The following is a 25002-nucleotide window of genomic DNA, read 5'->3' on the forward strand; positions in this document are numbered from 1 at the left end:
AGAAATTGAGAACGATTAAATGACTCAAGAAATAGACAGATGAATCCCTTGATTGACAATATCTCATTTTCCCAACAGTTTAGAAAGTAAAATGAATCAGGAGGAAGCAATGGCAATACGACAACTTCGACAGGATGAGGATGCGATACTCAGAAAAAAATGCAAAACTGTAACTGAAATCGATGAAAAAATACAAATGATTCTTGATGATATGCTGGAAACCTTGCATAGTATTCCCAATAGTGCGGCAATTGCCGCCAATCAGGTCGGTATTCTAAAAAGACTGGTGGTTATTGATATGGGCGAAGGGGTGATGAAATTAGTTAATCCCGAAATCATTGAGTCCATTGGCGAACAGGAATGCACCGAAGGATGCTTAAGCTTTCCGGGAAAGTTTGGAACGACCATCCGTCCACAAAAAGTGATCGTTAAAGCACGCAACGAAAAAGGTGAGGAAATCATCATTACCGGAGAAGATGATCTGGCCAAATGCTTTTGCCATGAACTGGATCATTTGGATGGGGAAGTGTTTGTTGATAAGGTGATCGCATTTCTGGATGTCTAAATAATGAATTTCAAAAAAGCCTTCATTAAAGTTTTAATAAAAAGGATAAGGACATGAAGATTGATCGACTTATCGGGATATTGTCTATCCTACTGCAGCAAAAAAAAGTGACGGCGCCCTATCTGGCTGACATGTTTGAAGTTTCTCGCAGAACGATTAACCGGGATATTGAAGACATCTGCAAGGCCGGAATTCCGCTGACGACGACTCAGGGAGCAAACGGTGGCATCGCCATTATGGAAGGGTACAAGATCGACAAAACCCTGTTGTCATCGGCGGAGCTGCAGTCGATCCTGGCCGGGCTTAAAAGCCTGGACAGTGTCGCCGGAACGAATCAGTATCGGCAATTAATCGATAAACTGGCAGTGAGTGGTGGAGCGACCCAGCCGGATAACCACATTGTCATTGATCTGTCTTCACACTATAAAAATTCATTGGCACCCAAATTTGAAACCATTAAAAAAGCCATCGACCAGAGACGGCTCATTACTTTTTATTACTACTCACCTAAAGGAGAAAGCAGCCGACAGATCGAGCCTTATTTGATTGTCTATCAATGGTCATCCTGGTACATCTGGGGCTATTGTCGGGAGCGATCCGATTATCGTCACTTCAAACTTAACCGCCTCTGGGATTTGCAGGTGCAGGACGAGACCTACGAGCCCCGGGATCGGCCGGAATATAACACTCAGGAGCAATTGGCGATGCCTAGCCAGATTCATCTGGTGGCAGAATTTGACCCCATTATGAAATGGCGGCTCATTGATGAATATGGGATGGATTGTTATCAAATAACCAAAGAGGGGAAACTTCGTTTTGAATTTTATTTCTCCAGCCAGGAAAATCTTTTCAGTTGGCTGCTGAGCTTTGGCGATAGCGTCGAGCTGATTGAACCGAAGGAACTGCAAGAAGAGTTATTAAGGGTAGCAGAAAAAATTAGCGGAAAATATAAAGTTTGAACTAACATTCTAAAACATGACATACAGGTGTCGTGTTTAGTGCGGTAGAATAAATCAAAAACGAGGAGGAAAAGAAATGAAATTTGAAGCACCCATGCTGGTGGTGGATGATATCAACCGTTCACGAGCTTTTTATTGCGATGTTTTTGGTTTGAAAGTGGTGATGGATTTTGGTGAAAATATTACCTTTGATGCGGGGTTCTCATTACAAGACAAAGCCCTTTGGGCAACGTTTATCGACGCCGAAGAAAAGGATATCGTCTATCGCGGAAACGATATGGAATTGTACTTTGAAGAAGAAAAATTGGATGAATTTATGGACTATTTAAAATCCTTTAAGGACATCGAATATTTGCATGACATCAAAGAATATAATTGGGGACAACGAGTGATCCGCTTTTATGATCCAGATGATCATGTGATTGAAGTCGGAGAAAGTATGACGGTGGTTTGCCGGCGTTTTATTTCCCAAGGAATGACCATCGAGGAAACAGCCCAAAGAACGATGTTTCCTGTTGAATTTGTAAAAGCTTGCCTGTAAATTAGAAAAAGATCCTTAAAGGTATGTTGAATCCCTTCAAATGCAAATTTGGAGGGATTCTTTTATGTTGGTTTTAAAAATGATATAATAAAACAGTTAAAATTGAGAAAAGAAGGATATAAATATGAGCAGAGACATTATCATCCGCGGGGCGAAGATCTCGGATGTAGAAGAATTATTGGGTATTTATGCCCCATATGTCAGAGAAACGGCGATCACTTTTGAATATACCGTGCCGACCATTGAAGAATTCAGTGAACGAATGAAAAAAACATTGACGAAATATCCCTATCTAGTGGCCGTACAGGAAACGGAAATCCTTGGATATGCCTATGCTTCAGAGTTCAAAAACCGCGCCGCCTATGATTGGGCCGTGGAAACCACCATCTATGTTAAACAGGAAAGCCGCAAAAGCGGGGTTGGCAAAAAAATCTACCAGGCTTTGGAAGCGGTTCTTAAGAAACAAAACATCTGTAATCTGTATGCCTGCATTGCCTATCCCAATCCCGGGAGTATCGGTTTTCATGAACATATGGGCTATCAGACCATTGGTCATTTTTTAAAATGCGGTTATAAATTCGAAACCTGGTATGACATGATCTGGATGGAAAAAATGATTGGTGAGCACATCAGCAATCCAGCACCCTTCAGAGCGATCACTGAGTTGAACCATTTTGTTGACGCCAACAAAATGGTTCAGAATCAAATAGAAATTGGGGAAGATGGTGAAAGCTAAAAAGTGCAGCTGATTTAACAAAAAAGCAATAGACAAAACACAAATAAAAGAATACACTGAGAATAAAAAATTTACGAAATGGATTTTAAGGATGCATAAAAATTAAACTTGGAGGTACATAGTGAAAACGATCAACTTGAAACTGATGCTTATTCATCGCGGAACCCGAACTCATTCAATCACCCAAATTGAGCCGATCGGCCATATGTCGCTGGCGGAAATGATGGCCAGCAAAGGGATTGACGTAGCTGTTTTTTCAGGCGAGCTGTTAAGAGGGCTGGAATTTCTGGAAGCGACTGGCTCGGACGAAAATACGGTGGTGGGTTTATATTGTGATTATGAGAATCAGTCAGCAGTGGAGAGTTTTTCTAAAGAAATAAAAAAGCGCTATGGCGCCACCGTGTTTGTCGGCGGACCCCAGACTGTGGGGTTGGGTGAAGAATTTTTGTGCGCCAGCCAGGCCGATGCCATCATGCGAGGAGAAGGGGAATATTCTCTGTACGAAGCTATCCAGGCCATTCAAGATGAAGAAATAGAGCGCTGGGAAAGCATTTTTGGGATGTGTTCTTACCGCAAAGATGGGAGCTATTATGATAATGGCATTTATCCGGCCATTGAAAATTTAGATGAACTGCCTATTATTACGGGCGCAATTAAATCCGCCCAGCATCAGGGTATAAATCATATGGCAGTCATGTCAGGACGAGGGTGTCCTTTCCACTGCTCTTTTTGTTATGAGGGCGCAAACAGCAAGAATGTACGGCGCCGCAGTGTCGAAAGCGTGATGAAAGAAATCCGCTGTCGCCTGAAACAAAACCCCAATGTGAAGTACATTTTTTTCGGCGATGATACCTTCACCCTGGATAAGGAACGGGTGCGAACCTTTTGCGAACAACTCAAAGAGCTGCGGAAAGAACACGATTTTGTCTGGTTCGCCGATGCCCATGTCAATATTGTTATCAAATATCCGGAAATTGTAAAAATGATGGTGGACGCCGGGCTGGTACGGATGCAAATCGGCATCGAAAGCTGTAACCAGCATATCATTGATATCTATAACAAGAAGATCAAACGGGAAGGGCTTTTTGACGTCATTGAGATCTGTCAAGCCGCCGGATTGCCCCAATTGGTCGGCAACATCATCATCGGCGGGGCGCTAGAGACCCGGGAAACCCTGGATTTTACCTTTGATACAGTCAATGAAATGATCAAAGCCGGCCGGGGGATGGTGGAGGTGGTCAGCACCTTCTATATGCCCTTCCCGGAAACTGCGATGTCAAAAGATCCGGAAGCCTACGGGATTTTTGTGAAGGATGAACAAGCGCTCACATCGGTCGGAGACTTTCCGGTGATTGAAACCGCCACTCTGAGCATCGAAGAAATCTGCGCCGCTCGAAATGAGTTTTTTGAAATGAATATCAAATTGATGCGAAAAATGCTCAGCGATGGCGAAATCCCCGATGCGGTCATTCTGGAAAGTTATGCCCTCAGTGAAAAATACGGCCTCAGCGGGATGTGGCAGGGACTGGCTTATTCCCGGTACCCCTATTTCGATGCCCAGTATAAGGCGCGGATTCGGGGCGATAAGCTCGTTAAAGATTACGAAGGAGAAACGGTATTTGAGACACACCCCCAGCGCATTGCCCTGCTTTCCCTGACCCCCGAGCTGGCGGCAGAAATACCGGTGTTAAATGGATTTGTTTACTCCCCCTTTGAATTTGAGGTGTTGAAATATAGCTCCGGAAAACTGACAATGAACGAGATGGCAGAAATACTTTTTCCGGAATATCAGAACAGCTTTGTGAGTTTTGAAGTGTTTAAGCAGCATCTGCTGGCGACTATCAAAAAATTGGAAGCTGTGGGAATGTGTGTATTGTCAGGATCGCTGACTGCCACAGCGGCTGATCAAGAATGGGCGCAACGGGGAAAAGCAGTAGTCAAAGAAGTTGAGGATACCGTGAAAAATAAGTTCATTCTTTTTAAACTATCAACCATCGGGATGGAAGTTGCCGGTTTCAGCAGAAACGGGGCCTTTCTGGGCATTTATGGCCTGGCCAGCTATTTGGATGCCAAAGGTTATGACGCCATTGTCTGCGAATGCCGCCCGGATCAAGCCATCGATTATCTGAAACGATACCACTTTAATGAAATTTGCGGCATCGGCTTTTCGGTCGATTTTGAAAATAAGCACGTGGTTAAAAAAGTCAGTGCGGCGATTTCCGAAACCTATCGGATTCCGGTGTTGATAGGCGGACCGGAAGCCATTTCTCTGGACGAAGACTATCTGCGCCAGTCCCAAGCGGTAGCGATTGTCAGAGGTGAAGGCGAACTGGCGATGGTGGCAGTTCTTAATGCCTTAAAAGAACAGCAAAACCTGGTTGGGATTGCCGGCATCTTTTATCTCAACGAAAACGGTGACTGCATCGATAGGGGCGAAGGTCCGGTGGTGGAAAATCTCGATGATCTGCCCTTTCCGGCCTATGATAAAAGCATTACCCCGATTGATTTTTCCAGCCTGTATCTGATGAGTAGTCGGGGCTGCCCCTACCACTGTGTTTTCTGCCATGAAGGGGCCTTGAAACGGCCGATGCGGCAGCGAAGTGTGGCCAACGTCATCGCCGAAATGAAACATTTTCTGCTAAAATATCCGGAGCTCAGTTACTTTAAATTCTGTGACGACACCCTGGTCACGGATCCCAAATGGTTGGATCAGTTTTGCCGGGAAGCCAAAGCACTTCAAACCGTGAAGTCCTTTCAGTTCTATTGTGAGGCCGATGTGGTGTCCTTAAGCCGACGACCGGAAGTGTTGAAGGCGATGGTAGACGCCGGCCTTAATCGGCTTCAAATCGGCATTGAAACCGTAGATAAGGAGATGCTGAAAATTTACCGCAAAAACATTTCTCCGGAAATGGTGGAAATCGTCGTGAAAGCCGCCTATGATGCCGGGGTTCAGCAGGTCTTCGGAGCGCTGCTGGTGGGTGGTCCCTTCGAAAACCGGGAACATATTGAAAAAAACAAGACCTTTGGAGCCAAGCTGCTGCGACTGGGCCCGGGGATGATGGAAATTGCGCCCAGTATTGTGATGCCGTACCCGATGACCGATATTGGTCTGCATCCCGAAAAATACGGACTGACGATTTACGATAAACAGGGTCTCGGCTGTATTTCCGATTACCCGATAATGGCTAGTGAAACCATGGATCGCCGGGAGATTATGGGCGCTTATCAGGAATATCTCCAGAGTTTTGTGGATGAGGTAAAAATCATGCTCAACGACGGGGAATTGGGTCACGAAGATATTTTAAGATGCTACAAAACATCCATGGCCGCCAACGGGCCCAAATATTGGATTAATATTATCTCCCACCATAAGCCGACCTTGACCGCCTATTACACCATGCTGGCCCGGGAATCGGCCAGTCGGGTGATCGATGTGGATCCGGCCGAATTACCGAACTGGCGACCCCAGCGGATGATTGAAATGTGGCGGGATGTCGATTTTTCCCAGGGCTATCCGCTGTTATGGGGCGAGGCGCTGTCGCCCTTTGAATATGAAATCATGAAATACTGTACCGGCAAAAGCACCATCGCCGCCATTACCGAGATTTTGTATGAGCGATTTGGAAAACCATTTGGTGAAAGTGTGGATGAATTAATGGAGCGGATCATTGCGACGCTGAAAGTTTTTGATAAAAAATACTGGCTTCTTGTTGTTCCGTTCTAGAAAAAGGGTAATAAAATGAAGATACTTCTTTGTAATGTGTCAAAAAAATACGAAACCAGTTCCCATGATTATGTAGGGCTCTTTTATCTTGCGGGAGCACTGGAAGAAGCCGGCTTTGAGCCGCTGGTTTTTCATGGCAAACCGGAAGATTTACTGGAACAGGTAAAACAGAATGAACCCCAAGCAGTGGGCTTTTCCTGTGATTTTGATAATGTTTCGCTGATTGAAGCGTTGTCTAAAAAAATTAAAGCGAACTGGAATATTCCCATTATTGTTGGCGGTCCCCAGAGTATTGGGCTGGATCAGAAATTTCTGGAAGACAGTCAGGCCGATTTCATTTTAAGAGGCGAGGGCGAAGTATCGCTGCCGCAGCTCTTAAAGGCCGTGTTAAAAGAAGACGGCGACTTAAGCGAGATCAACGGGCTGGCGATGATCAAAGACGGGATTTTTACCGAAACCCCGCCGACCATTATCGCCGATCTGGATGCGCTGCCGCTACCGGCCTACCATGCCTCCCTGCATATTGATCACGCCTATGGCAAACTGATTTTTACCGGTCGGGGCTGTCCCTATCAATGTGCTTATTGCGCCCCCAGCCCGGGCAAACAGCAGGTTCGGTTGCGAAGCATTCCGCTGGTACTGGCAGAAATCAAATTCAACTTACAAAATAATCCGGATCTGAAATACATTATTATCATGGACGACGCTTTTACCCTCAACCGGGACCGAATTGAAGAATTCTGCCGGGGCATGCAGGAAATCAGAAAGGACTGCGATCTGGTCTGGTATTGTGAATGCCATGTGGGCAGAATCAAAAACTGGATGGACATTTTACCGACGATGATCGAGGCTGGGCTGGTCCGCTTGCAGATCGGGATTGAGTCGGGCGATCAGAAAGTCATCGACCAGTACAATAAGCATGTCCAGATTGATGACATCATTGAATTTGTATCCTACGCTGCCGACTGCGGCCTGACCCAGATTGCCACCAATTTTATCGTCGGTGGCCCGGAGGAAGCAGCCGGGGCAACTGCCGGGCTGATCCAAACGCTGATGGACAAAGCGCCGGGTGTCATTGATATTATCACCGGCTTTTTAAGAGCTTATCCGGGCACCCAGATTCTTGAGAATCCGGAAAAATTTAATTTGCAGTTGCATGATCAGTCCGGCCGGTTTTCTGACGATGACTATCCCTTTGTCACACCCCGGGGGAAAAGTCAGGATCAGGTGATGAAAGACCGTCAGGAACTCAATAAGGTGATCCGACAAAGCATGCAAAAGAAAATCAAAAATCATGAACTAGAACAGCAGGCGGTGATGAAGCAATTTAAAGCTGCCCTGACCTATGGTATCCGCAGCCGCTGGTTTGAGGAAATTTCCGCAAATCCCAGAGCTTATGAATATTACTACGTGCTTTATTTAAACGAGGGACAGGCCTTTGATCAATCGCTGGATTTTTCCAGTGATTATCCCCAACGTTCCTTTGAATTATGGCGCACGATGACCTTTACTGAAGGGTTCCCAAAGCTGGATGGCATGGCGCTTTCACCGCTGGAATATGAGCTGTTGTTGCGTTGTGCTGGAAAAAGAAGCCTGGCCGAGATCGAAACCGAATTGTTTATAATATTTGGTGATCCCTATCAAAACCAGGCCGAATTCCATGGAAAATTAGTTGATATTCTGTATCAATTTAATTTTAAATATTGGCTGACTCATTTTGTGATTTAGCCAAAATCGTTTGGAAAGGAGGAAGAAAATGAGTATTGATGGTGCAAAAGCATTAGCCGCAAAAGTATTAACTGATGAGGCGTTGGCAAAACAACTTGATGGTGCAAAAACAGCAGCAGAATTTGATGCAGTTGTTGCAAAACTAGGTTACAGCTGTACCGCAGCTGAATTCGATGCAGCTTTTAAAGAAGCACAGGCTAAACAACCAATCAGTGATGATCAATTAGATCAGGCTGCCGGTGGTTTAAGTATTGTTGGCGTAGATTACGCTTTTACAGCAACACAAACAGCTAGAGCTTAATAAGCCAAGAAGGGGATTTTCCCCTTCGAAGTGCTGACCGGATAGCGATAGTCAGCAGTTCAAAGGGGGATAGGTAGATATGGAACTATTATTGATCAAATCGCACCGCTATGTCAGCGGCTATATACCCGGTAGTAATCTGGGAATGAATATATTGACCCAGCTATTAAGGCAAAAGGGCTATCAGGCCGAGATGTTTCAGGGTTATGCCAAGGAAGCGCTGGATTATGTCAATGCTTTGATGGAAAATGAGGATAAACCTAAAATCATTGGTTTCTACTGTGATTTTAACAATATTCACTGGGTTAAGACCTTTGCTCAGGAAGTGAAAAAACGCTATCCGGAGGTGATCCTGCTGGCCGGCGGTCCGCAAACAGCGGGGATGGATGCTGATTTTTTGAAGGCAACGGCCATCGAAGCTGCCTGTATCGGCGAAGGTGAGGAAACCATTCTCGAGTTGATGGATTATTTTATTGAAAAAAAAGGTTCGCTCAACGATATCCAGGGGATCATTTTCAGGGATGAAAACGGAGCCCTGGTGGAAACCGAACCGCGAAAGCCCCCGGAGGATTTGGACGACATCCCCTGGCCGGATATTACCCTGACCAATGACTATAAATATTATCGGCTGCTGCCCATTTTGACTGGTCGGGGCTGCCCTTTTGGCTGCACCTTTTGCTATGAAGGGGCCAATGCCAAACGGGTTCGCCGTCATTCGGTGCCGTCCCTAATGACAGAAATCCGGGAGAACTTTGAACGGGATCCAGCGATAAATTACATTAACTTTCTCGATGATACCTTTACCCTGGATCATAAGCGGGTCAATCAAATTTGTCAGGAGATCAAAGAAATCCGGGGAAATTATGATTTTGTCTGGTTTGCCAGTGCCCATATATCGACCATTGATAAACATCGGGAGATGGCAAAAAATATGGCCGATGCGGGGCTCAAAAAAATATTTTTTGGCCTGGAATCGGGAAGTGATGAGGTTCTGAAAAGCTATAATAAAAAAATATCCCGAAAAATGGTTGTCGATGTCATTGATCATTGCGTTGAATCAGGAATTCACGGTATTTCCGGCAACATTATTATTGGCGGACCCCATGAAACCCGGGAGACCATCGCAGAATCCGAAGATTTAATTATGGAACTGCTTTACCGGGCCCCGGGACAGTTCGAAACAGCCTATTTTTCATTTTTGCCCTATCCCAAAACCCCCATTACCCTTAATCCGGAAAAATTCGGAATGTCTATCTATGAAGAGTTGATTGATTGCTGTAATGAGGATATTCCCCTTTCACGAACCAAAGAACTGGATTTTACCGACCTGATTAATATTCGCTTGCAGGCCAACAAACGGCTTCAGAATGAAATGCGCAAAATTTATTTTGATGGAAAAATTCCCGAAGCGGTGATTCTGGATTCCTACCGGTTGGGTCGTCAGTATGGTGTTTTTACCCGTTGGAACGATTATGTCTATAAAAATATTCCCATTGATGATGCCTACTGGAAAATGCGGGCCTCGGATGAGTATGTTATTCATGATCAATTGGGAAAAAATGATGAAGCGGCCATTATCCACCGCACCTTTGAACTGTGGCTTTATACCGATGTCAGTGGCGAAAAACCGCAGATATTCGAACAGGAACTGGATCAAATCGATTATACCCTGCTGAAGTTATGTAATGGCAAGCTTTCCAAAAAAGAAATTTTGCAACAGGGAAAAATGAAACTGGATCCCCAGGGAAAAAATGCTGATTTCTATCGCCAGGCACAGCAAGCCCTGAATAAAATGGAGGGGAACAAGTGGATTTTATACCGAAAACCATAACCAGTAAACCCGAAGTTCTATTGGTCTACACCCAACGAATGGTTCGGGGACGAACCTTTGAAATGATCGAAAATCTGGGGATCTTGACCCTCGCGGCGCAACTCAATGCCAATGGCTTTGATGCCAAAGCCTATACCGGTATTACCACCGACGCAGTAAAAACCATCGAGAAAATGAAAGACCGCCTGTTTGCGGTCTGTTTTTACTGTGATTTTGATAATCGTTCAGCAGTGGCCGCCATCATCAGCTATTTAAAAAAGCATTATGATTTTTATGTGGTTTTGGGCGGTCCTCAAACCCTGCATATGAGCGAAAAAGATCTGGATACTTATCAGGCCGATGGCATTCTAAAAGGCGAAGGCGAAGAAACCCTCTTAACTTGGTTAAATGCAAAAATCACAGGAGAAGCGCTGCGCGTTCCGGGTGAAATCCGAAAATCCCAAAACGCCGATTATGTCTACCTGGAAGATTTCTCAAAATACGAATGGCCCCGCAACGAAGATCTGCTTAATTATCAGGAACGACCGCTGTTGTCGGTGATTACCGCCAGAGGCTGTCCTTATCGTTGTGCCTTCTGTTTTGAGGGTGGGAATTCTAAAAATTTGCGAATGCGAACAGCGGAAGTGGTGCTGGATGAAATAGCAGCCCGTTTAAAAAATAGTCAACGACTGCGATACCTGTTTTTTTGCGATGATACCTTCACCACCAATCCGGCTAGACTACAGAAGATCTTGACCGGTTTGCGAACGCTTCGAAAAAAATATGATTTTGTCTGGTTTTGTGAAGGCCACCCCGGATTTTTGGTAAAGCATCCAAAACTGATCCGCGAAATGATTAACAGTGGCATGGTACGGATGCAGATCGGGATGGAGTCAGGGGTGGAAGATGTGCTGAAAGCCTATGGCAAACAAGCCAGCTCCGCCGACATAAAAAAGGTGGTCGAAATCTGCTATGCCGAAGGATTGCCCCAGTTAACCGGGAATTATATTATCGGCGGAGCCTTTGAAACCGCCAAAACCCTGGCCGAGACGACCAAAACAGTCCTGGAGCTGTTGGATCTGGCGCCGGGGATGCTGGACGTATCAACAACCTTTATAATGCCCCTGCCTGGCACCCAGATTTATAATCATCCCGAAAAATTCGGGATCGTTCTGGAAGACCGGGAATGCCTGACCAACCTGGAGGATTTTCCGGTTAATCATACTCGGGAGTTATCGCTGCCGGAAGTCTGTATGGGTCGCTCGCGATTTATCACTGCGGTTTCCAATAAAATGAAGGAACAGTTTGAAAAAGGTCTGATTCCCCAAGAACGGATCAGAGCCGACTTCAACCTGGCATTTAATTATGGTATCGCCGCCGGATACCTTAAATTTATTTATGCCAAAGATGCGATCATGGTGGCGTACTATAAAAAACTGATAGAGTACAAAGGCCTATTAAAAGAATGGCCTGAACTCAGTGAGGAAGAAAGAAATGCCTGGATTATCCACAAAATTCCGGATTTTTCGATGTTGGATCTGAACACTCTCAGTCAAACCGAAGTTGAGATTCTCAGTTATTCCGGGAGATTTGCCAGCAGTGAAATGGCAGAAAAATTGAATTTGTCTGCCGGGGACCTAAAAAAGCTGTTGGTGAAAATGAGTGAACAGCATTTGATTTTATTTTCAGCATTTATTTAGTTTAATAATTATACAAACGTAAGGAGAAGGCTATGAAAAAACACCTTATGATCTTATCGATCTTATTGATTGGCCTGGTGTTTTGCTTTGGCTGCACAGCAGAAACTGCCAAAACAAACACCCTGTCGGTGGATGTGGTTTATCCATTCTCGCAGGAGTACAGTGAGTCCTTCAAAAATGGCATCGAACTGGCCGCTAAGGAGATCAATGAGCAGGGCGGGATCCACAATCAAACCATCGCAATCAATTACAATGATGATGGTAATAACACCAATACCGCCGTGGAAGTAGCCACCCGGATTGGCGAAAATCCGGGTTTTCCGATTGTCATCGGACATCGGAGCACCGATGATGTGCTGAAGGTGGAGAGCATCTATAACCAGAATAATAAGTTGCTGTTTGCGCCGATTATCGCCAGCTCGAAATTAAATCTGGCAGAAAATGAGGGCGCCTATCTCTGTGCTCCATCGGACGATGCGATGGCCAGTGAAATGGTCAATAGTATGGCCGCTCAGGGCATTCGCCGGATTGCGGTTGTTCATACCGCCGGCAATACCTATGGCAAAGATTATATTCAAAAAGTTGAAGAACATGCTGGGGAAGCCGGCATTGAAATTGTTGATGCAGTGTCTTATCTGCCAAATCTTGATTATTTCCGTTATTATCTAAAAAAATGGGACAGTCTGGGCGCCCAGGCCATCGTTACCGCCTGTGTCGGCGAGGATATCACTGCGCTTTATGGGTATCTGGAAAAAACCGGCAATACCCGGCCAATTTTTGCCAGCTATGACATTGAGATTCAGCCCTATATAATTCCCCAGAGCATGAAAAGCCTGACCCAGGTCACCAGTTATTTTAACAATACCGCCACGGCGGGTTCCGAAGTGGCATTTATTCAGGCTTATCAACAGGCCTATGGGAAGAATCCGGATTTACCAGCGGCTCAGGCCTACATGAATATGCACCTGGCGGCAGCCGCGGCGAACCAGGCCCAGAGTCTGGACGTAGCGGCCCTTAAAAAGGTGCTGGGAGAGAACAGTTTTGATACCGTCTATGGCCGTTTAAGCTTTGATAAACGGCTGATCGACGGGATTCCGGTGTTCCAGAAGATCTATGTCAATGATCAATTGGTGCCCAGAGACAATTTGACGGGGGGAGGACAGGGTAGTGAGTAAATCCATTTTTAAAAATAAAGAGGATAAAAGTACCAAAAAAAGTGAACACGCAGCCCTGATGACCGTCATCGGACCGGGGAATCTGCTGATATTGCTGGGGATTATCATTTTTTTAGTCGGGGTGATTATTTACTCGATTACCGTCCCCATTAATATCACCACCACCATGGATGCGGTGGTATCTTATGGCGAAGGAACCGCTCAAGTGGTGGTTGAAAATGAAGGGATCTTGTCCCAGCTCAGTGTTTCCAATGGCGATTATGTAAAGAGGGGTGATCTACTGGGCGTTTTGACCACCGAGGGGACAGCCGCTCAGATCATCGGTGGGGCAGTTTTAACTGATCAGGAAAAAAGCCTGGTCAAACGGCAGACGATGATTGTCGCCATGGAAAGCGGTATGGTGGCAGACCTGAGTTTTCAGGATGGCGCTTTTTTGCCAAAGAACTCGACCTTATGTCAAATCGTCAAACGGGAAAACGAAGAAACGACAGTGGTGGTTCTGGCTTATTCCAGCTATGAACAGGCGATTAATGTTAAGCAGGGGGATCGGGCGTTTGTGGCGGTAGAATCAGCCGCCACCGATGAGTACGGATATTTAAGAGGGATTGTTCGCAGTGTTCAGCTCAGTGGGTTATCACAGGAGGAAGAGAGTCCTGTCGAAATGCAAATTATCATTGACCTCAAGGTTGATGATCAGGGGAATTATATCTGGACAAAAGAAAACAATGGTTTCAGCGGCGAAATAACCGCCGGAACCTCTGCCAGTGCAACAATTTTTACCGATCAGTTATATCTTATTGATTTGATTATCTCCTAGAAAGGCGGCCAGACCTATGACGAAATCAGAAACCGAGAAAAGTCGGGAGGCGAACGTAAAACTGCCTAAAATAGCCAAGGTACCAGTGGTGCTGCAAATGGAAGCGGTGGAATGCGGGGTGGCCTCGCTCTCGATGATTCTGGCCTATTATGGGCGCTATGAAACCCTGGAGACGTTGCGGATCGACTGTGGGGTCTCCCGGGACGGGGTAAAAGCCGGAAATATTGCCAGAACGGCGCGGCTGTATGGCCTCGAATCCCAGGGCTTTGTCTGTACGGTGGATAAGTTAAAAGATATGTCAATGCCGGTGATCATCCACTGGGATTTCAGCCACTTTGTTGTTTTAGAAGGGTTTAAAAGCGACAAGGTGTATTTGTGCGATCCTGCTTCGGGACAACGGGTAATCACTGAAGAAGAACTGGGACAGATGTTTACCGGGGTGGTGATTGAGTCTCGGCCGGGACCGGAATTTAAGAAGGTCGGAGAAAAGCCCGATGTCTGGAAAGCGTTGTTTAAACGGCTATCCCAAACCGGGATTTCCCCCTTACTCTATGCTCTGGTGCTGGGAGTACTACTGGTTATTCCCGGTCTGATTATTGCTAATTACGCAAAAATATTTGTCGATTATTACCTCGATAACACCGAAAAATTTGATATCCTGGTCTTTATTTTTATTTTGTTAAACACAGTGGTGCTCCAGGCCATTCTCAATTGGTTGAAGGAAAATGCGCTGGTGCGGATGGAAAATTACATTGCCATCGATAGTGCCGGCACCTATCTTCGTCACGTCCTCCGGTTGCCGGTGGAGTTTTTTAATCAGCGCCAATCCGGGGATATCAACAGCCGGATGCAAAGCATCAATACCGTAGCAACTGCGCTATCATCCAATCTGGCCCGAATTCTGGTCAATCTGGTCACGGCCTTTTTATACCTGATTCTGCTTTTTCAATATAATGTTATTCTGACCCTGATCGGCATTGTCATCACTGGGATCAACATCTTTCTGTTGCAGTATACAGCCAAAAAAAATGCTGACAACAACCGGGTGCTGCTGCAGTATCAGGGAAAATCGATTGGCTGGATCATGGTCAATCTGAAATCTATCGAAACCATTAAGTCGATTGGCGAGGAAGACAATTTCTTTACCCGCATTGCCGGACTCAGTGCCGAAACGCTGGCCGTTGAACAGCGCATGGGTCGGATGGAAGCTGTTATTTCGGTGCTGCCGACTCTACTGACTGCTATCTTAACGGCTCTGATCTTTACCATCGGTAGTGAGTATGTGTTAATGGGAACCATGACCATCGGGACCTTTGTGGCCTTTAATACCCTGATGACTGGCTTTACCCAGCCAATGAGCGAGTTGGTTAGTACCAGTGCCGCTTTACAGGGGATGATCGCCGATATTCAGCGCTTGGATGATGTGGAAAAATATCCGGAAGATATCGCCCTGGAATCGGAAAAGATTTCGTTGGATGGGTTTGACTGCGATCAACTGGAAGGTGAGATCGAGATCCGGGATCTGACCTTTGGCTATAACCGACTGTCAGACCCGATCATTCAGGGCTTGAATCTGACACTCCGGGCGGGGGGATCGATTGCCCTGGTGGGTTCATCGGGAAGCGGAAAATCGACGATTGCCAAAATGATTACCACCCTCTACCAGCCCTGGAGCGGTGAAATACGCATTGATGGCATCGATATTAAGGCAATTCCGGCCGAGCTGCGGGTCAATACGATGAGCTCGGTGGATCAGGAAATTGTGATGTATTCGGCTTCGGTGTTGGATAACATTACCATGTGGGATGAAACCATTGCGGTCGAAGATGTCATTCAGGCCACCAAAGATGCCTGTATTTATGAGGATATTCTGGCGCTGCCCAACGCCTTTGACCACATTTTAAGCGAAGGTGGAAAAAACTTAAGCGGCGGTCAGCGGCAGCGCTTGGAAATCGCCCGGGCGTTATGTAAAAATCCCCGGATCCTGGTGATGGATGAGGCCACCAGCGCACTGGATACGGCCACCGAGGCCGAGGTCAGTGAAAATATCCGGCGTCGCGGTATCAGCACCATTCTGGTAGCGCACCGGTTATCGACGATTCGCGATTGTGATGAGATCATCGTGCTGAGTTGCGGGGTTGTTAAAGAGCGCGGCACCCATGAAGAATTGATGACTTTGGGCGGCGAGTACGCAAGTCTGATCAGAACTGAGGGATAAGAGATGGCAAAAAAATTAGAAGAAATCCGACAGATCAATAAAAAGTATGATAACAGCGCCAAAAAAGCCTTTGACAGCGTTTTGTCCCCCAAAAAATCGGCGGCATCCCAGGACGATAACCCGCTGATTGCGGCAGTGATCAAGGTCGCCGAAGCGATGGGAATTGCCGTAAAAATCCCTCCCCTGAGAAAGCTAAGTAGCGGCGGTGATCAATTTAAACTGATTGCCGATGAATCAGGATTTCGCATTCGCCAGGTGGACTTGAAAGCGGATTGGTATAAAAGCGACAATGGCCCGATGCTGGCCTTTACCATGGCCGGAGAGGCGGTCGCTCTGATCCCCAAATCACCAACCCGCTACCGGTGCTTTCGTGCTGATGGGGCGTCGCAAGAAGTCGATGCCCAGTTGGAGTTCGACCGCGCCTATGTCTTTTACCCGCCCTTACCCAAGGAACCGGTATCTTTTTTAGATATGGTAAAATTGGGCTTAAAACTGTTTAGGCGGCGGGATCTGATCTGGACTCTGGTACTGGCAGTGGTAACCGCGCTGTTATCGCTGCTGCCGGCAATGGCAATGCAGGAGACCTTTAACGTCTGGATTCCCCAAAATCAATCGGTGACGATTCTGGTGGTGGGGTTTATCCTAGTGGCCGTGGCCATCAGCCGGGGTTTGTTTACGATGGTTCAAAACATTTGTATTCTCAGAATTCAGGGTAAACTGTCGATTTTGCAGAATTCATTACTGGATAAACTGTTATCGCTGCCAGCTTCGTTTTTTAAACAGTATTCATCCGGAGCGCTGGCGATGCGGGCCACCGGCTTTGCGATGATTCAGAAAATTTTATCGGTTAACGTCATTACCATGATCATCACCAGCTCTTTTTCGATTATCAATGGATTGTATATTTTTACCATCAATCCCACCATTGGTTGGCTTGCTATGGTTTTAACCGCCATCAGCGTGGCCATCACTCTAGTGATCGGAAAAATGCAAATGAAATGTCAGCGCACCTCACTGGAAATGTCCAATGATATTTCAGGAATGGTGTTTGAGCTGATCACCTCGGTTTCGCGGCTGCGGGTGGCCGGAGCTGAAAGCCGCTCCTATCTGAAATGGGTCAGGGAGTATGCCAAACAGCGAAAGGTGGAGTATAAACGAGGCCAGCTGATGGCGCTGTTGCGATTGACGACTATTGCGCTGCCGACCCTGTCGATGTGTGTGATCTATTATTATGTCAGTGTCAACAGCATTTCCTCCGGGGGCTTTGTGGCCATCAATTCGGCCTTTGCTATTTTTATATCCTCCCTGCTGGGACTGGTTCAAACCCTGATTTCCATCAATAGCGTGGTGCCACAGTATGAAAACACCAAACCGATTATTGATGGGGTTCCGGAAGTGGATTGTTTTAAAACCACGCCAGGAAAAATTCAGGGTGACATTGAAATAAAGCACCTGTACTTTTCCTATTACGAGGGCGGCGCAACGATTCTGGACAATATTTTCATCAACATCAAACATGGCGAATACGTGGCCATTATTGGTGCCTCCGGCAGCGGTAAGTCAACCCTGTTGCGGTTACTGCTGGGCTTTGAAAAACCGACCAGCGGCACGATTTACTGCGGCGGATTTGATCTGGAAAGTGTTGATATCCGGGAAATCAGAAAGCAAATGGGAGTGGTGCTCCAGGACAGCCAGCTGATCCCCGGGGATATCTTATCCAACATTGCCGGCTCAAAAAAAGAACTGACCGAAGAGGATGTCTGGGAATTGCTTAAAAAAGTAGGTATGGACGAAGAAATCCGGGAAATGCCGATGGGTCTTAAAACGATGGTGGCTGAGGGTGCTGGAACCCTGTCCGGGGGACAGCGGCAAAAGTTGCTGATCGCCAGAGCGATTGCTGCCAATCCGGCGATCATCTTTTTTGACGAAGCCACCAGCGCCCTGGATAACCGCTCCCAGAAGATTGTCTCAGAAAGCATGAAAAATCTCGATGCCACCCGAATTGTCATTGCTCATCGGCTCAGCACGATCATGGATTGCGATCGGATTCTGGTGCTGGAAAAAGGTAACATCGTGGAAGCCGGCACCTATGACGAGCTGATGAAAAAAGAAGCTTATTTTTATAAATACGCTAAAAGACAGTTGGTTTAGATAAAAAGCAGAAAAATAAAAAACCAGAAGCATCCTGCCGTTTAAGCGATGTGATGCTTCTGGTTTTATCAGGTTAGGAGATTTGTTTGATTATTTGATTGAGGGTGTTATATGTATGCTGATATTAATACTTAATGAAGCTGGTTCCGGGAACGCCGCAGATAACGCATTTATCTGGCACTATTTTTTCAATATTGCCACAGAGTGGGCAAAGGTAGTAAAAGACTTCTTCGGTTTGATCCAGATTTTCCAGGGCTTCCTGATACAGTTTGGCATGAACAGCTTCCGCTTTCATGGCCAAGGTAAAGGTCTTAATGGCTTCTTTGTTTCCTTCGGCTTCAGCTTCTTTTAAAAAGTCAGGATACATTTCGGTATATTCATGGGTTTCGCCAGCGACCGCATCTTTAAGGTTTTCAGCAGTAGTATGGATCTTTCCGGCCACTTCAAAATGCTTCAGGGCATGCAGGGTTTCCGCATCAGCCGCAGCTTTAAATAATTTAGCCGCATTAATGTTCCCATCTGCTTCAGCTTTCTTTGAATAAGCAGTGTACTTTCTGTTTGCCTGGGACTCGCCGGCAAACGCCTCCATAAGATTGTTAAGTGTTTTAGATTCTGACATTTGTTTTCCTCCATATCAATATTTTAATTAGACAGTTTGATTCGTTAAGATCAAGCAGCATTATAAAATAACAATTACTAAATAGTAATGATTATAAATAAGATACCATAGAAAAATCGCAGTGTCAATGAAATTTAAAAAAAAGTTAAAATGAAAATAAAAAAACCGAAGCAATTGCCTCGGTATCGATTATTGTTACTCGCAGTCGTCAGCGGTGATTTCCTCATAAATCATCTGCATTTCTTCATCAAGTCGGGTAATCGACTCGGCACAGTATTTCAGTCGTTCCCGGAGACCCTCAGACATATCGTTATGGCCTTTGTATTTGAGCTGATGCTCAAGACTGGCCCAGAAATCCATAGCGATGGTTCTAATTTGGATTTCAACGGGAACAGATTCGGTTCTTTCGGCAAGGAAAATGGGCACCAGTACGATCAGATGGAGGCTGCGGTAGCCGTTTTTCTTCGGCTCAGCAATATAGTCGTTTTTTCGGACCAGGGTAATATCATCCTGACGGACTAACAGGTTGGCAATATGGTTAATATCATTCAAATAGTTACAGATGACTCGAACCCCGGCAATATCAGTCAAGTTTTTGCGGATGTTCTCGGCAGTAATCTCCAGACCTTTTTTCTGCATTTTTTCAGCGATGCTCTGGGGTGCCTTTAAGCGGTATTCCATATGATGAATCGGATTATGGTCGTATCTGGCCTGGAATTCTTCATCCAGGATTTCAAGCTTGGTTTTAATTTCTTTGATGGCTGCTCGATAAATCTGCTGTTGAAGGAGAAACTCCTTCAGACTTCCGTTAATGTCCAGATCTTCAGAAAAGGGGACTTCGGTTGAATTAATTTGCATTGTTTTTATCACTTTTAATCAGTTAAGAGTAGAAAGTGCCTTTCTATAGTTAATCGTGTTAATAAATAAGCTGTGAATAGGGAATCGGGAGACATTGTAATATCAATGAAGGCTGGCGAGATAAGCCTTAAAAAGTATTTCAACAATGATGAACGCATTTGATGGATGCGGTTGATCTTAAATAAAGTCTACAATTTGTGATTATACATCTAAAACCTTAGGTGCATTTTAAAGATTGGGTTGATGTAATTATTAAAAACGAAATTCCTAGTGACAGCCAAGGGATTCAATGGAAATAACAGCGCTGGTAAAGCTTATTCGGCGACATCTGACGAATCGACAGATTTGTTTTAGGATCAATGGGTATAATAACAACAAATAGAGAAAGAAAGGAAGTGGCCCTATGGGATTTTTCACCTGGATTATACTTGGAGGTTTAGCCGGCTGGCTGGCCAGCATGCTGACTAAAAACAATGAAAAGATGGGATTAATTAAAAATATTGTAGTCGGGATTCTGGGCGCAATGATCGGTGGTTTTGTATTTAGCTTTTTCGGAACAGCCGGAGTAACTGGATTTAATTTATGGAGTATTTTTGTTGCCTCAGTGGGGGCGGTAATCCTGCTGGTTATCATCAATTTGTTTACAAAATAAGAGCATATTTAACTAGATGTTCCAATTGGTCGGGAAAGAGATAGCATTTATCTCTTTCCCGACTTTTTTTAAGCGCAAGAAAGACCGATACGCAAGCAAATGAGGGGGTTATTTTGTGCGGCTGTTTTTTATTTCATACAACTTCTTGTCGGCTTCAATGATGACCTTTTCCAGAATTTCTTCGTCGTGCATCTGGTATAATCCAAAACTGGCACTGATGTGGATAAGGGTGTCGTTATAACTAATTTCGATGGCCTCGAGAACATCCTTTAAGCGGGCGATGAGGATGGAAGCTTCGGCATAATTGGTGTTTGACATCAGCAATACAAATTCATCGCCACCATAGCGACCAAAAAGGTCAAAATCCCGGATGCTTTCATTAATAGTTTGGGCGACCGTAGTTAAAACCTGATCCCCGGCGTGATGACCATAGGTATCGTTGATATTCTTAAACCGATCGATGTCGATCATCGCAACACAAAGATCAGATTGAAACCGTTTGGCTTTGGAAAATTCAACAGTAGCCAATTGTTCAAAATACTGGCGGTTGTAGATCCGGGTCAGACCGTCCCGCTGGGCGAGATCGCGCATTTTCTGACCTTCCACTTTATCCGTCACATCCATACAGCTGCCAATATAGCCGGCAAATTCGTGATCGTTGATAAAGTAGGGAACACCCCGGTCATTGATCCATCGATAAACGCCATCCCTTCGTTTAAGCCGATATTCCATTTCGAAGGATTCCTGTTTGGCAAAGGCGTCTAAATATATTTTCAGGCACATGTCAAAATCATCAGGGTGAACGCCTTCGGCCCAGCCGGTTCCGACTTCTTCGGCCATGGCTTTGCCGGAAAAGCTCAGCCAGGTGGTATTAAAGTAATTACACAATGTATCGGTACCTGCGCGCCAGATCATGTTAGGGGATGACTCAACAATGATCCGGTACTGTTCATTATCCAGTGTCATGGAAATACCTCCAGAAAATTTAAATATTAACGGTTTAGATTTAATACTTATTATAGCCTGAGTTGGGTATCTTTGCAGTAAAATTTTAGCGCGTCAATTTATTTATTTTTGCCGCCGAAAAAGTTCGGCGCTTTCTTAAATTCGCATTTGTTTTCGTTAAGATTTGTGGTATTCTTTTACCAGTGTCATCGTATCAGAAATTAAAAAATGAGGAAGTCGTGAGCGTAGATGAAGATACTAAGGTTTTTACTGATTTTTGTCCCGATAAGTATTGCGGGAGAATTCATGCATTTTTCACCGACATTGATATTTATTCTTTCGGCGTTGGCTATTATCCCATTGGCGGGTATCATGGGGGAAGCAACGGAAGAAATTTCTTTCTATTCAGGACCGCGAATTGGTGGATTCCTCAATGCTACCTTTGGTAATGCTACCGAATTGATCATTGCCTTTTTTGCCATGCAGGCAGGTCTGTTTGATGTGGTGAAAGCGTCAATTGCCGGTTCGGTCATTGGCAATATCCTGTTGGTGCTGGGCGCCAGCATGCTGATGGGGGGGATGAAATTCAAGTCTCAGTCTTTTAACAAACAATCCATTGAGGTTTCATCCAGTATGCTGCTGTTTGCCGTCATTGGCTTAACCGTTCCAGCGATCTTTACCCATACCGTTGCCGCCGATCTTTTGAATACCCGCTATGAGGGTCTCAGTATTACGGTGGCAGTGATCATGTTTGCCATCTATCTGATGAGTCTGTATTTTTCTTTTTATACCCATAAAGATATTTATTCAGCGGTGCCGGAGGAGGAAGCCTCGCCGAAGTGGTCACTCAACAAGGCCATTGCGGTTTTAGTTGGTGCCACCGTCCTCATCGGCGTCGAAAGTGAGTTGTTTGTGGGAGCGGTTGAGCCGATGACCGAAGCCATTGGACTCAGTGAGTTTTTCGTCGGGATTATTCTGGTGCCAATTATCGGAAATGCTGCCGAACATAGCACCGCTATTGTGATGGCATATAAAAATAAAATGGACGTGGCGATGGAGATTGCCATTGGTTCCAGTCTCCAGATGATTCTGTTTGTCACGCCGGTGCTGATTTTTTTGAGTCTGTTGTTTACGCCGATGAGCATCATTTTCAATGAATTTGAACTGGTAGCGCTGGTGTTGTCGGTGCTGATTGCCAATCGGGTAGCCAGTGACGGCGAATCCAACTGGCTGGAAGGGGTTCAGCTGCTGGCGGTCTACCTGATCATGGCGGTATCGTTTTTTATTTTGTGATCAAGAGAATCGAATATGAGAAGACCCGGAAAAACAGATATGCTGACAACTGTCTGTTTTTTTCATACAAAAGAATTGATAAATGAGTCGAATTAGGGTAAAAAAGAAATAGCGGAAAAATGCTGGGTGATTTGGGAAAGGAACGGATGGTAATGAAAAGAAAAATTCTGATCTGGGGATTCTCGCTGATATTGATGGTGCTGGTATTTTCCGGGTGTAGCGCACAAAAAGCAGAACCCAAAAGCTATGAAAAAACCATTGCGATGGCGCGAACCGAGATTTGGAATGCCATCTCAGCAGATGGGGCCTCCAGTGCCACCGTGGCGATTATCGACAATGGCAACATCGTCTATCAGGAAGGTTTTGCGATGGCCGACAGAGCCGCCGGGCGGGCGGTTACTGAAGATACCCAGTTTAATATCTGTTCAGTCAGCAAGGTGTTTACTGCGGCCGCAATCTTGCAGCTTTGCGAAGACGGAAAACTGGAACTGGATCAACCGGTGGTTGACTACCTGCCGGAGTTCACCATGATAGACAGTCGATACAAGGATATCACCGTCAGAATGCTGCTGAATCATACCGCCGCATTTCCCGGCACCTATACCAACAATGCCGAAACAACGGAGCCGGACCCAAGCTATACCGAAAATTTTCTGGCCTACCTGGCCGGCACCGAACTAACCGGAGATCCGGGGAAGATCAGCGTCTATTGTAATGATTGTTTCACCTTTGCGGAAATTCTGGTGGAAAAGGTTTCCGGCCAGTCTTTTGCCGATTATCTGGCGACAAATATCTTTACAAAAGCGGGGATGAAGAACAGCAGTTGTTATTTTAAAGCGGGTAATACAGACATCGCCATAAAGTACAACGAGGATGGTACGGCCGCCCCGGTAGAATACATTAACAGCTTGGGTTCTGGCGGAATCGCATCGACAGCGACGGATTTATGCCGTTATGGCCAGGCGCTGTTCCAGGGAAAAATTATGAACGAAGCCATGATTACCGAATACACAAGTCCCCAGTATGGTGATGAAACGATTCCTTCCGGAACGCCTCTTTACTCCTATGGGTTAGGTTGGGACACCGTTTCCGTGCCCGATTTTGAACTTCAGGGAATCAAGGTAATTGGTAAAAATGGCGGGTCGCCGCAATACAATTCGCAATTATATCTGCTGCCCGAGGAAAATATCTCAGTGGCGATTGTCTTTGCCGGAAATGCCGATGTAACTGGGGTTGCTAATGATATTGTCCAGTCGATCATTGATGAAAATAGCCTTGGTCAGGTTGCGGAAATTGCCAAAGCTGAACCGACGGTCACCACCATCCCTGCTTCAATCCTGCCTTATGCCGGAATTTATGGGGATGGCTCAGCCATCATGCAAATTGAATTTAATAACGAGAAGAACGCCATGATCTACAAAAAATATCATGATGGCAAGTTTGAAACCCAGGGCACCTATCCATATCTCAGCGACGGTTATTTTCATTTGCCGGTCGGCTACCGGGTGGGATTTGCTGAAAATTATGGAAAAAAACTTTTTGTGGTTTATGATCTCAGCAGCGATGCCGGTTTTGTTTCAGGACAAAAAATAGAAGCCGGAGATCCGGCTCTGGAGACCAGTAAATTTAACGGGAAATCATGGCTTCCCACCAATCTCAGTGCCATTGATGGCAACGCCATCGCATCCAAAACCGGGGTGCTAACTGAGCTACCGGGCTATATTTATTATGTCACCAATAATGATTACACCCTCTATGGCTTAAAGGATGCCAGCACCACCCAGATGGTACTGCCTTATGGAAGAGATCAGACCCAAGCTTTTATCAACGAGAACAATGGTCAAGCTATTTTAACCGTGATGAATTATCAATTGATGAATACGGCCGATGTGGTATCATTGCAAAAAGATGAACCGATCACTATTGGTAGTGATGGCCTGAATGTGTGCAGAAAGCTGGATAATGACGGCACCTTCAGTGCCACTATTCCCGAAGGCGGTCGTGTTGTTATTTACGATCCTGATCTGCAGCCAAGCTACGACAGTATCACCAGCGATACCGAAGAAACCACAGTTGCAGCAGGGTCTTATCTGATCTTTGTCGGAAAACCGGGAGATGCATTCTCATTTGACTACCGCTTAGAACAGTAGCGGGGACGACGATTCGCAGGCAATTAAAATTTTGTAGTAATAAAAAAATTTATGCGTGAA

19 protein-coding genes are annotated in these 25002 nt (G+C 45.5%); 16 read left to right on the forward strand and 3 right to left on the reverse strand.

All coding sequences use genetic code 11. The features are described 5' to 3' along the window. Positions 1-109: 109 nt before the first annotated feature. The 13 genes from def to Q7J41_RS06255 all read left to right on the forward strand — a co-directional run bounded on the left by def (position 110) and on the right by Q7J41_RS06255 (position 18425). Complete coding sequence (gene def, locus Q7J41_RS06195) at positions 110-565, forward strand: peptide deformylase (protein WP_304886280.1); 456 nt, start codon at positions 110-112, stop codon at positions 563-565. Positions 566-618: 53 nt separating this feature from the next. Beyond that, positions 619-1524 (forward strand): YafY family protein, encoded by a 906-nt coding sequence (locus tag Q7J41_RS06200; RefSeq protein WP_304886281.1) that lies wholly within the window; start codon positions 619-621, stop codon positions 1522-1524. Positions 1525-1600: 76 nt separating this feature from the next. Further along, positions 1601-2065 (forward strand): VOC family protein, encoded by a 465-nt coding sequence (locus tag Q7J41_RS06205; protein WP_304886283.1) that lies wholly within the window; start codon positions 1601-1603, stop codon positions 2063-2065. A gap of 124 nt (positions 2066-2189) precedes the next feature. Further along, positions 2190-2801, forward strand: a complete 612-nt coding sequence (locus Q7J41_RS06210) for a GNAT family N-acetyltransferase (protein WP_304886285.1) — start codon at positions 2190-2192, stop codon at positions 2799-2801. 121 nt (positions 2802-2922) lie between these two features. Then, complete coding sequence (locus Q7J41_RS06215) at positions 2923-6525, forward strand: B12-binding domain-containing radical SAM protein (RefSeq protein ID WP_304886287.1); 3603 nt, start codon at positions 2923-2925, stop codon at positions 6523-6525. 15 nt (positions 6526-6540) lie between these two features. Then, positions 6541-8253: a B12-binding domain-containing radical SAM protein gene (locus tag Q7J41_RS06220; RefSeq protein ID WP_304886289.1), complete on the forward strand. Its 1713-nt coding sequence runs from the start codon at positions 6541-6543 to the stop codon at positions 8251-8253. A gap of 28 nt (positions 8254-8281) precedes the next feature. Then, on the forward strand, positions 8282-8554 hold the full coding sequence (locus Q7J41_RS06225) for a Nif11-like leader peptide family natural product precursor (protein WP_304886290.1): 273 nt from the start codon (positions 8282-8284) through the stop codon (positions 8552-8554). 79 nt (positions 8555-8633) lie between these two features. Then, positions 8634-10385: a B12-binding domain-containing radical SAM protein gene (locus tag Q7J41_RS06230; protein WP_304886292.1), complete on the forward strand. Its 1752-nt coding sequence runs from the start codon at positions 8634-8636 to the stop codon at positions 10383-10385. Continuing rightward, complete coding sequence (locus Q7J41_RS06235) at positions 10361-12064, forward strand: radical SAM protein (protein ID WP_304886294.1); 1704 nt, start codon at positions 10361-10363, stop codon at positions 12062-12064. The genes Q7J41_RS06230 and Q7J41_RS06235 overlap by 25 nt, the downstream gene beginning before the upstream one ends. A 32-nt stretch (positions 12065-12096) precedes the next feature. Beyond that, positions 12097-13239 carry an ABC transporter substrate-binding protein gene (locus Q7J41_RS06240; RefSeq protein ID WP_304886295.1) on the forward strand — a complete coding sequence of 381 codons (1143 nt, stop codon included), beginning with the start codon at positions 12097-12099 and terminating at the stop codon, positions 13237-13239. After that, positions 13232-14056: an HlyD family efflux transporter periplasmic adaptor subunit gene (locus Q7J41_RS06245; RefSeq protein WP_304886297.1), complete on the forward strand. Its 825-nt coding sequence runs from the start codon at positions 13232-13234 to the stop codon at positions 14054-14056. Before Q7J41_RS06240 ends, Q7J41_RS06245 begins: the two co-directional genes overlap by 8 nt. A gap of 16 nt (positions 14057-14072) precedes the next feature. Further along, on the forward strand, positions 14073-16274 hold the full coding sequence (locus tag Q7J41_RS06250) for an NHLP family bacteriocin export ABC transporter peptidase/permease/ATPase subunit (protein ID WP_304886298.1): 2202 nt from the start codon (positions 14073-14075) through the stop codon (positions 16272-16274). A gap of 3 nt (positions 16275-16277) precedes the next feature. Next, entirely contained in the window at positions 16278-18425 is a 2148-nt protein-coding gene (locus Q7J41_RS06255) for an NHLP bacteriocin export ABC transporter permease/ATPase subunit (RefSeq protein ID WP_304886300.1), read from the forward strand. 124 nt (positions 18426-18549) lie between these two features. On the opposite strand, the gene Q7J41_RS06260 is transcribed toward Q7J41_RS06255, so the two are convergent. Then, positions 18550-19044, reverse strand: coding sequence for a rubrerythrin family protein (locus Q7J41_RS06260; protein WP_304886303.1), 495 nt, complete (start codon positions 19042-19044; stop codon positions 18550-18552). 195 nt (positions 19045-19239) lie between these two features. Further along, complete coding sequence (locus tag Q7J41_RS06265; RefSeq protein ID WP_304886305.1) at positions 19240-19902, reverse strand: GTP pyrophosphokinase family protein; 663 nt, start codon at positions 19900-19902, stop codon at positions 19240-19242. A 403-nt stretch (positions 19903-20305) separates the two neighbouring features. On the opposite strand from Q7J41_RS06265, the gene Q7J41_RS06270 reads away from it, so the two are divergent. Then, positions 20306-20554: a GlsB/YeaQ/YmgE family stress response membrane protein gene (locus Q7J41_RS06270; RefSeq protein WP_026393671.1), complete on the forward strand. Its 249-nt coding sequence runs from the start codon at positions 20306-20308 to the stop codon at positions 20552-20554. Between the two features lie 108 nt (positions 20555-20662). Here Q7J41_RS06270 and Q7J41_RS06275 read toward each other — a convergent pair whose 3' ends face one another. After that, on the reverse strand, positions 20663-21520 hold the full coding sequence (locus Q7J41_RS06275; RefSeq protein ID WP_304886308.1) for a sensor domain-containing diguanylate cyclase: 858 nt from the start codon (positions 21518-21520) through the stop codon (positions 20663-20665). A gap of 228 nt (positions 21521-21748) precedes the next feature. Here Q7J41_RS06275 and cax point away from each other — a divergent pair, with 228 nt between their 5' ends. Both cax and Q7J41_RS06285 read left to right on the forward strand, forming a co-directional pair. Next, complete coding sequence (gene cax / locus Q7J41_RS06280) at positions 21749-22792, forward strand: calcium/proton exchanger (RefSeq protein WP_304886310.1); 1044 nt, start codon at positions 21749-21751, stop codon at positions 22790-22792. 152 nt (positions 22793-22944) lie between these two features. Further along, the gene (locus tag Q7J41_RS06285) at positions 22945-24942 is read left to right on the forward strand and encodes a serine hydrolase (protein WP_304886312.1); all 1998 of its coding nucleotides are present in this window, start codon (positions 22945-22947) and stop codon (positions 24940-24942) included. Positions 24943-25002: the final 60 nt, after the last annotated feature.

This window comes from Acetobacterium sp. (assembly GCF_030652775.1).
GTDB lineage: Bacteria > Bacillota > Clostridia > Eubacteriales > Eubacteriaceae > Acetobacterium.

What these genes read in the sequence shown, in the direction of transcription:
- def (WP_304886280.1), top strand. Translation starts at nt 110, where the DNA reads ATGGCAATACGACAACTTCGACAGGATGAGGATGCGATACTCAGAAAA.
- Q7J41_RS06200 (WP_304886281.1), top strand. Translation starts at nt 619, where the DNA reads ATGAAGATTGATCGACTTATCGGGATATTGTCTATCCTACTGCAGCAA.
- Q7J41_RS06205 (WP_304886283.1), top strand. Translation starts at nt 1,601, where the DNA reads ATGAAATTTGAAGCACCCATGCTGGTGGTGGATGATATCAACCGTTCA.
- Q7J41_RS06210 (WP_304886285.1), top strand. Translation starts at nt 2,190, where the DNA reads ATGAGCAGAGACATTATCATCCGCGGGGCGAAGATCTCGGATGTAGAA.
- Q7J41_RS06220 (WP_304886289.1), top strand. Translation starts at nt 6,541, where the DNA reads ATGAAGATACTTCTTTGTAATGTGTCAAAAAAATACGAAACCAGTTCC.
- Q7J41_RS06225 (WP_304886290.1), top strand. Translation starts at nt 8,282, where the DNA reads ATGAGTATTGATGGTGCAAAAGCATTAGCCGCAAAAGTATTAACTGAT.
- Q7J41_RS06230 (WP_304886292.1), top strand. Translation starts at nt 8,634, where the DNA reads ATGGAACTATTATTGATCAAATCGCACCGCTATGTCAGCGGCTATATA.
- Q7J41_RS06240 (WP_304886295.1), top strand. Translation starts at nt 12,097, where the DNA reads ATGAAAAAACACCTTATGATCTTATCGATCTTATTGATTGGCCTGGTG.
- Q7J41_RS06250 (WP_304886298.1), top strand. Translation starts at nt 14,073, where the DNA reads ATGACGAAATCAGAAACCGAGAAAAGTCGGGAGGCGAACGTAAAACTG.
- Q7J41_RS06255 (WP_304886300.1), top strand. Translation starts at nt 16,278, where the DNA reads ATGGCAAAAAAATTAGAAGAAATCCGACAGATCAATAAAAAGTATGAT.
- Q7J41_RS06260 (WP_304886303.1), bottom strand. Translation starts at nt 19,044, where the DNA reads ATGTCAGAATCTAAAACACTTAACAATCTTATGGAGGCGTTTGCCGGC.
- Q7J41_RS06265 (WP_304886305.1), bottom strand. Translation starts at nt 19,902, where the DNA reads ATGCAAATTAATTCAACCGAAGTCCCCTTTTCTGAAGATCTGGACATT.
- Q7J41_RS06270 (WP_026393671.1), top strand. Translation starts at nt 20,306, where the DNA reads ATGGGATTTTTCACCTGGATTATACTTGGAGGTTTAGCCGGCTGGCTG.
- Q7J41_RS06275 (WP_304886308.1), bottom strand. Translation starts at nt 21,520, where the DNA reads ATGACACTGGATAATGAACAGTACCGGATCATTGTTGAGTCATCCCCT.
- cax (WP_304886310.1), top strand. Translation starts at nt 21,749, where the DNA reads ATGAAGATACTAAGGTTTTTACTGATTTTTGTCCCGATAAGTATTGCG.
- Q7J41_RS06285 (WP_304886312.1), top strand. Translation starts at nt 22,945, where the DNA reads ATGAAAAGAAAAATTCTGATCTGGGGATTCTCGCTGATATTGATGGTG.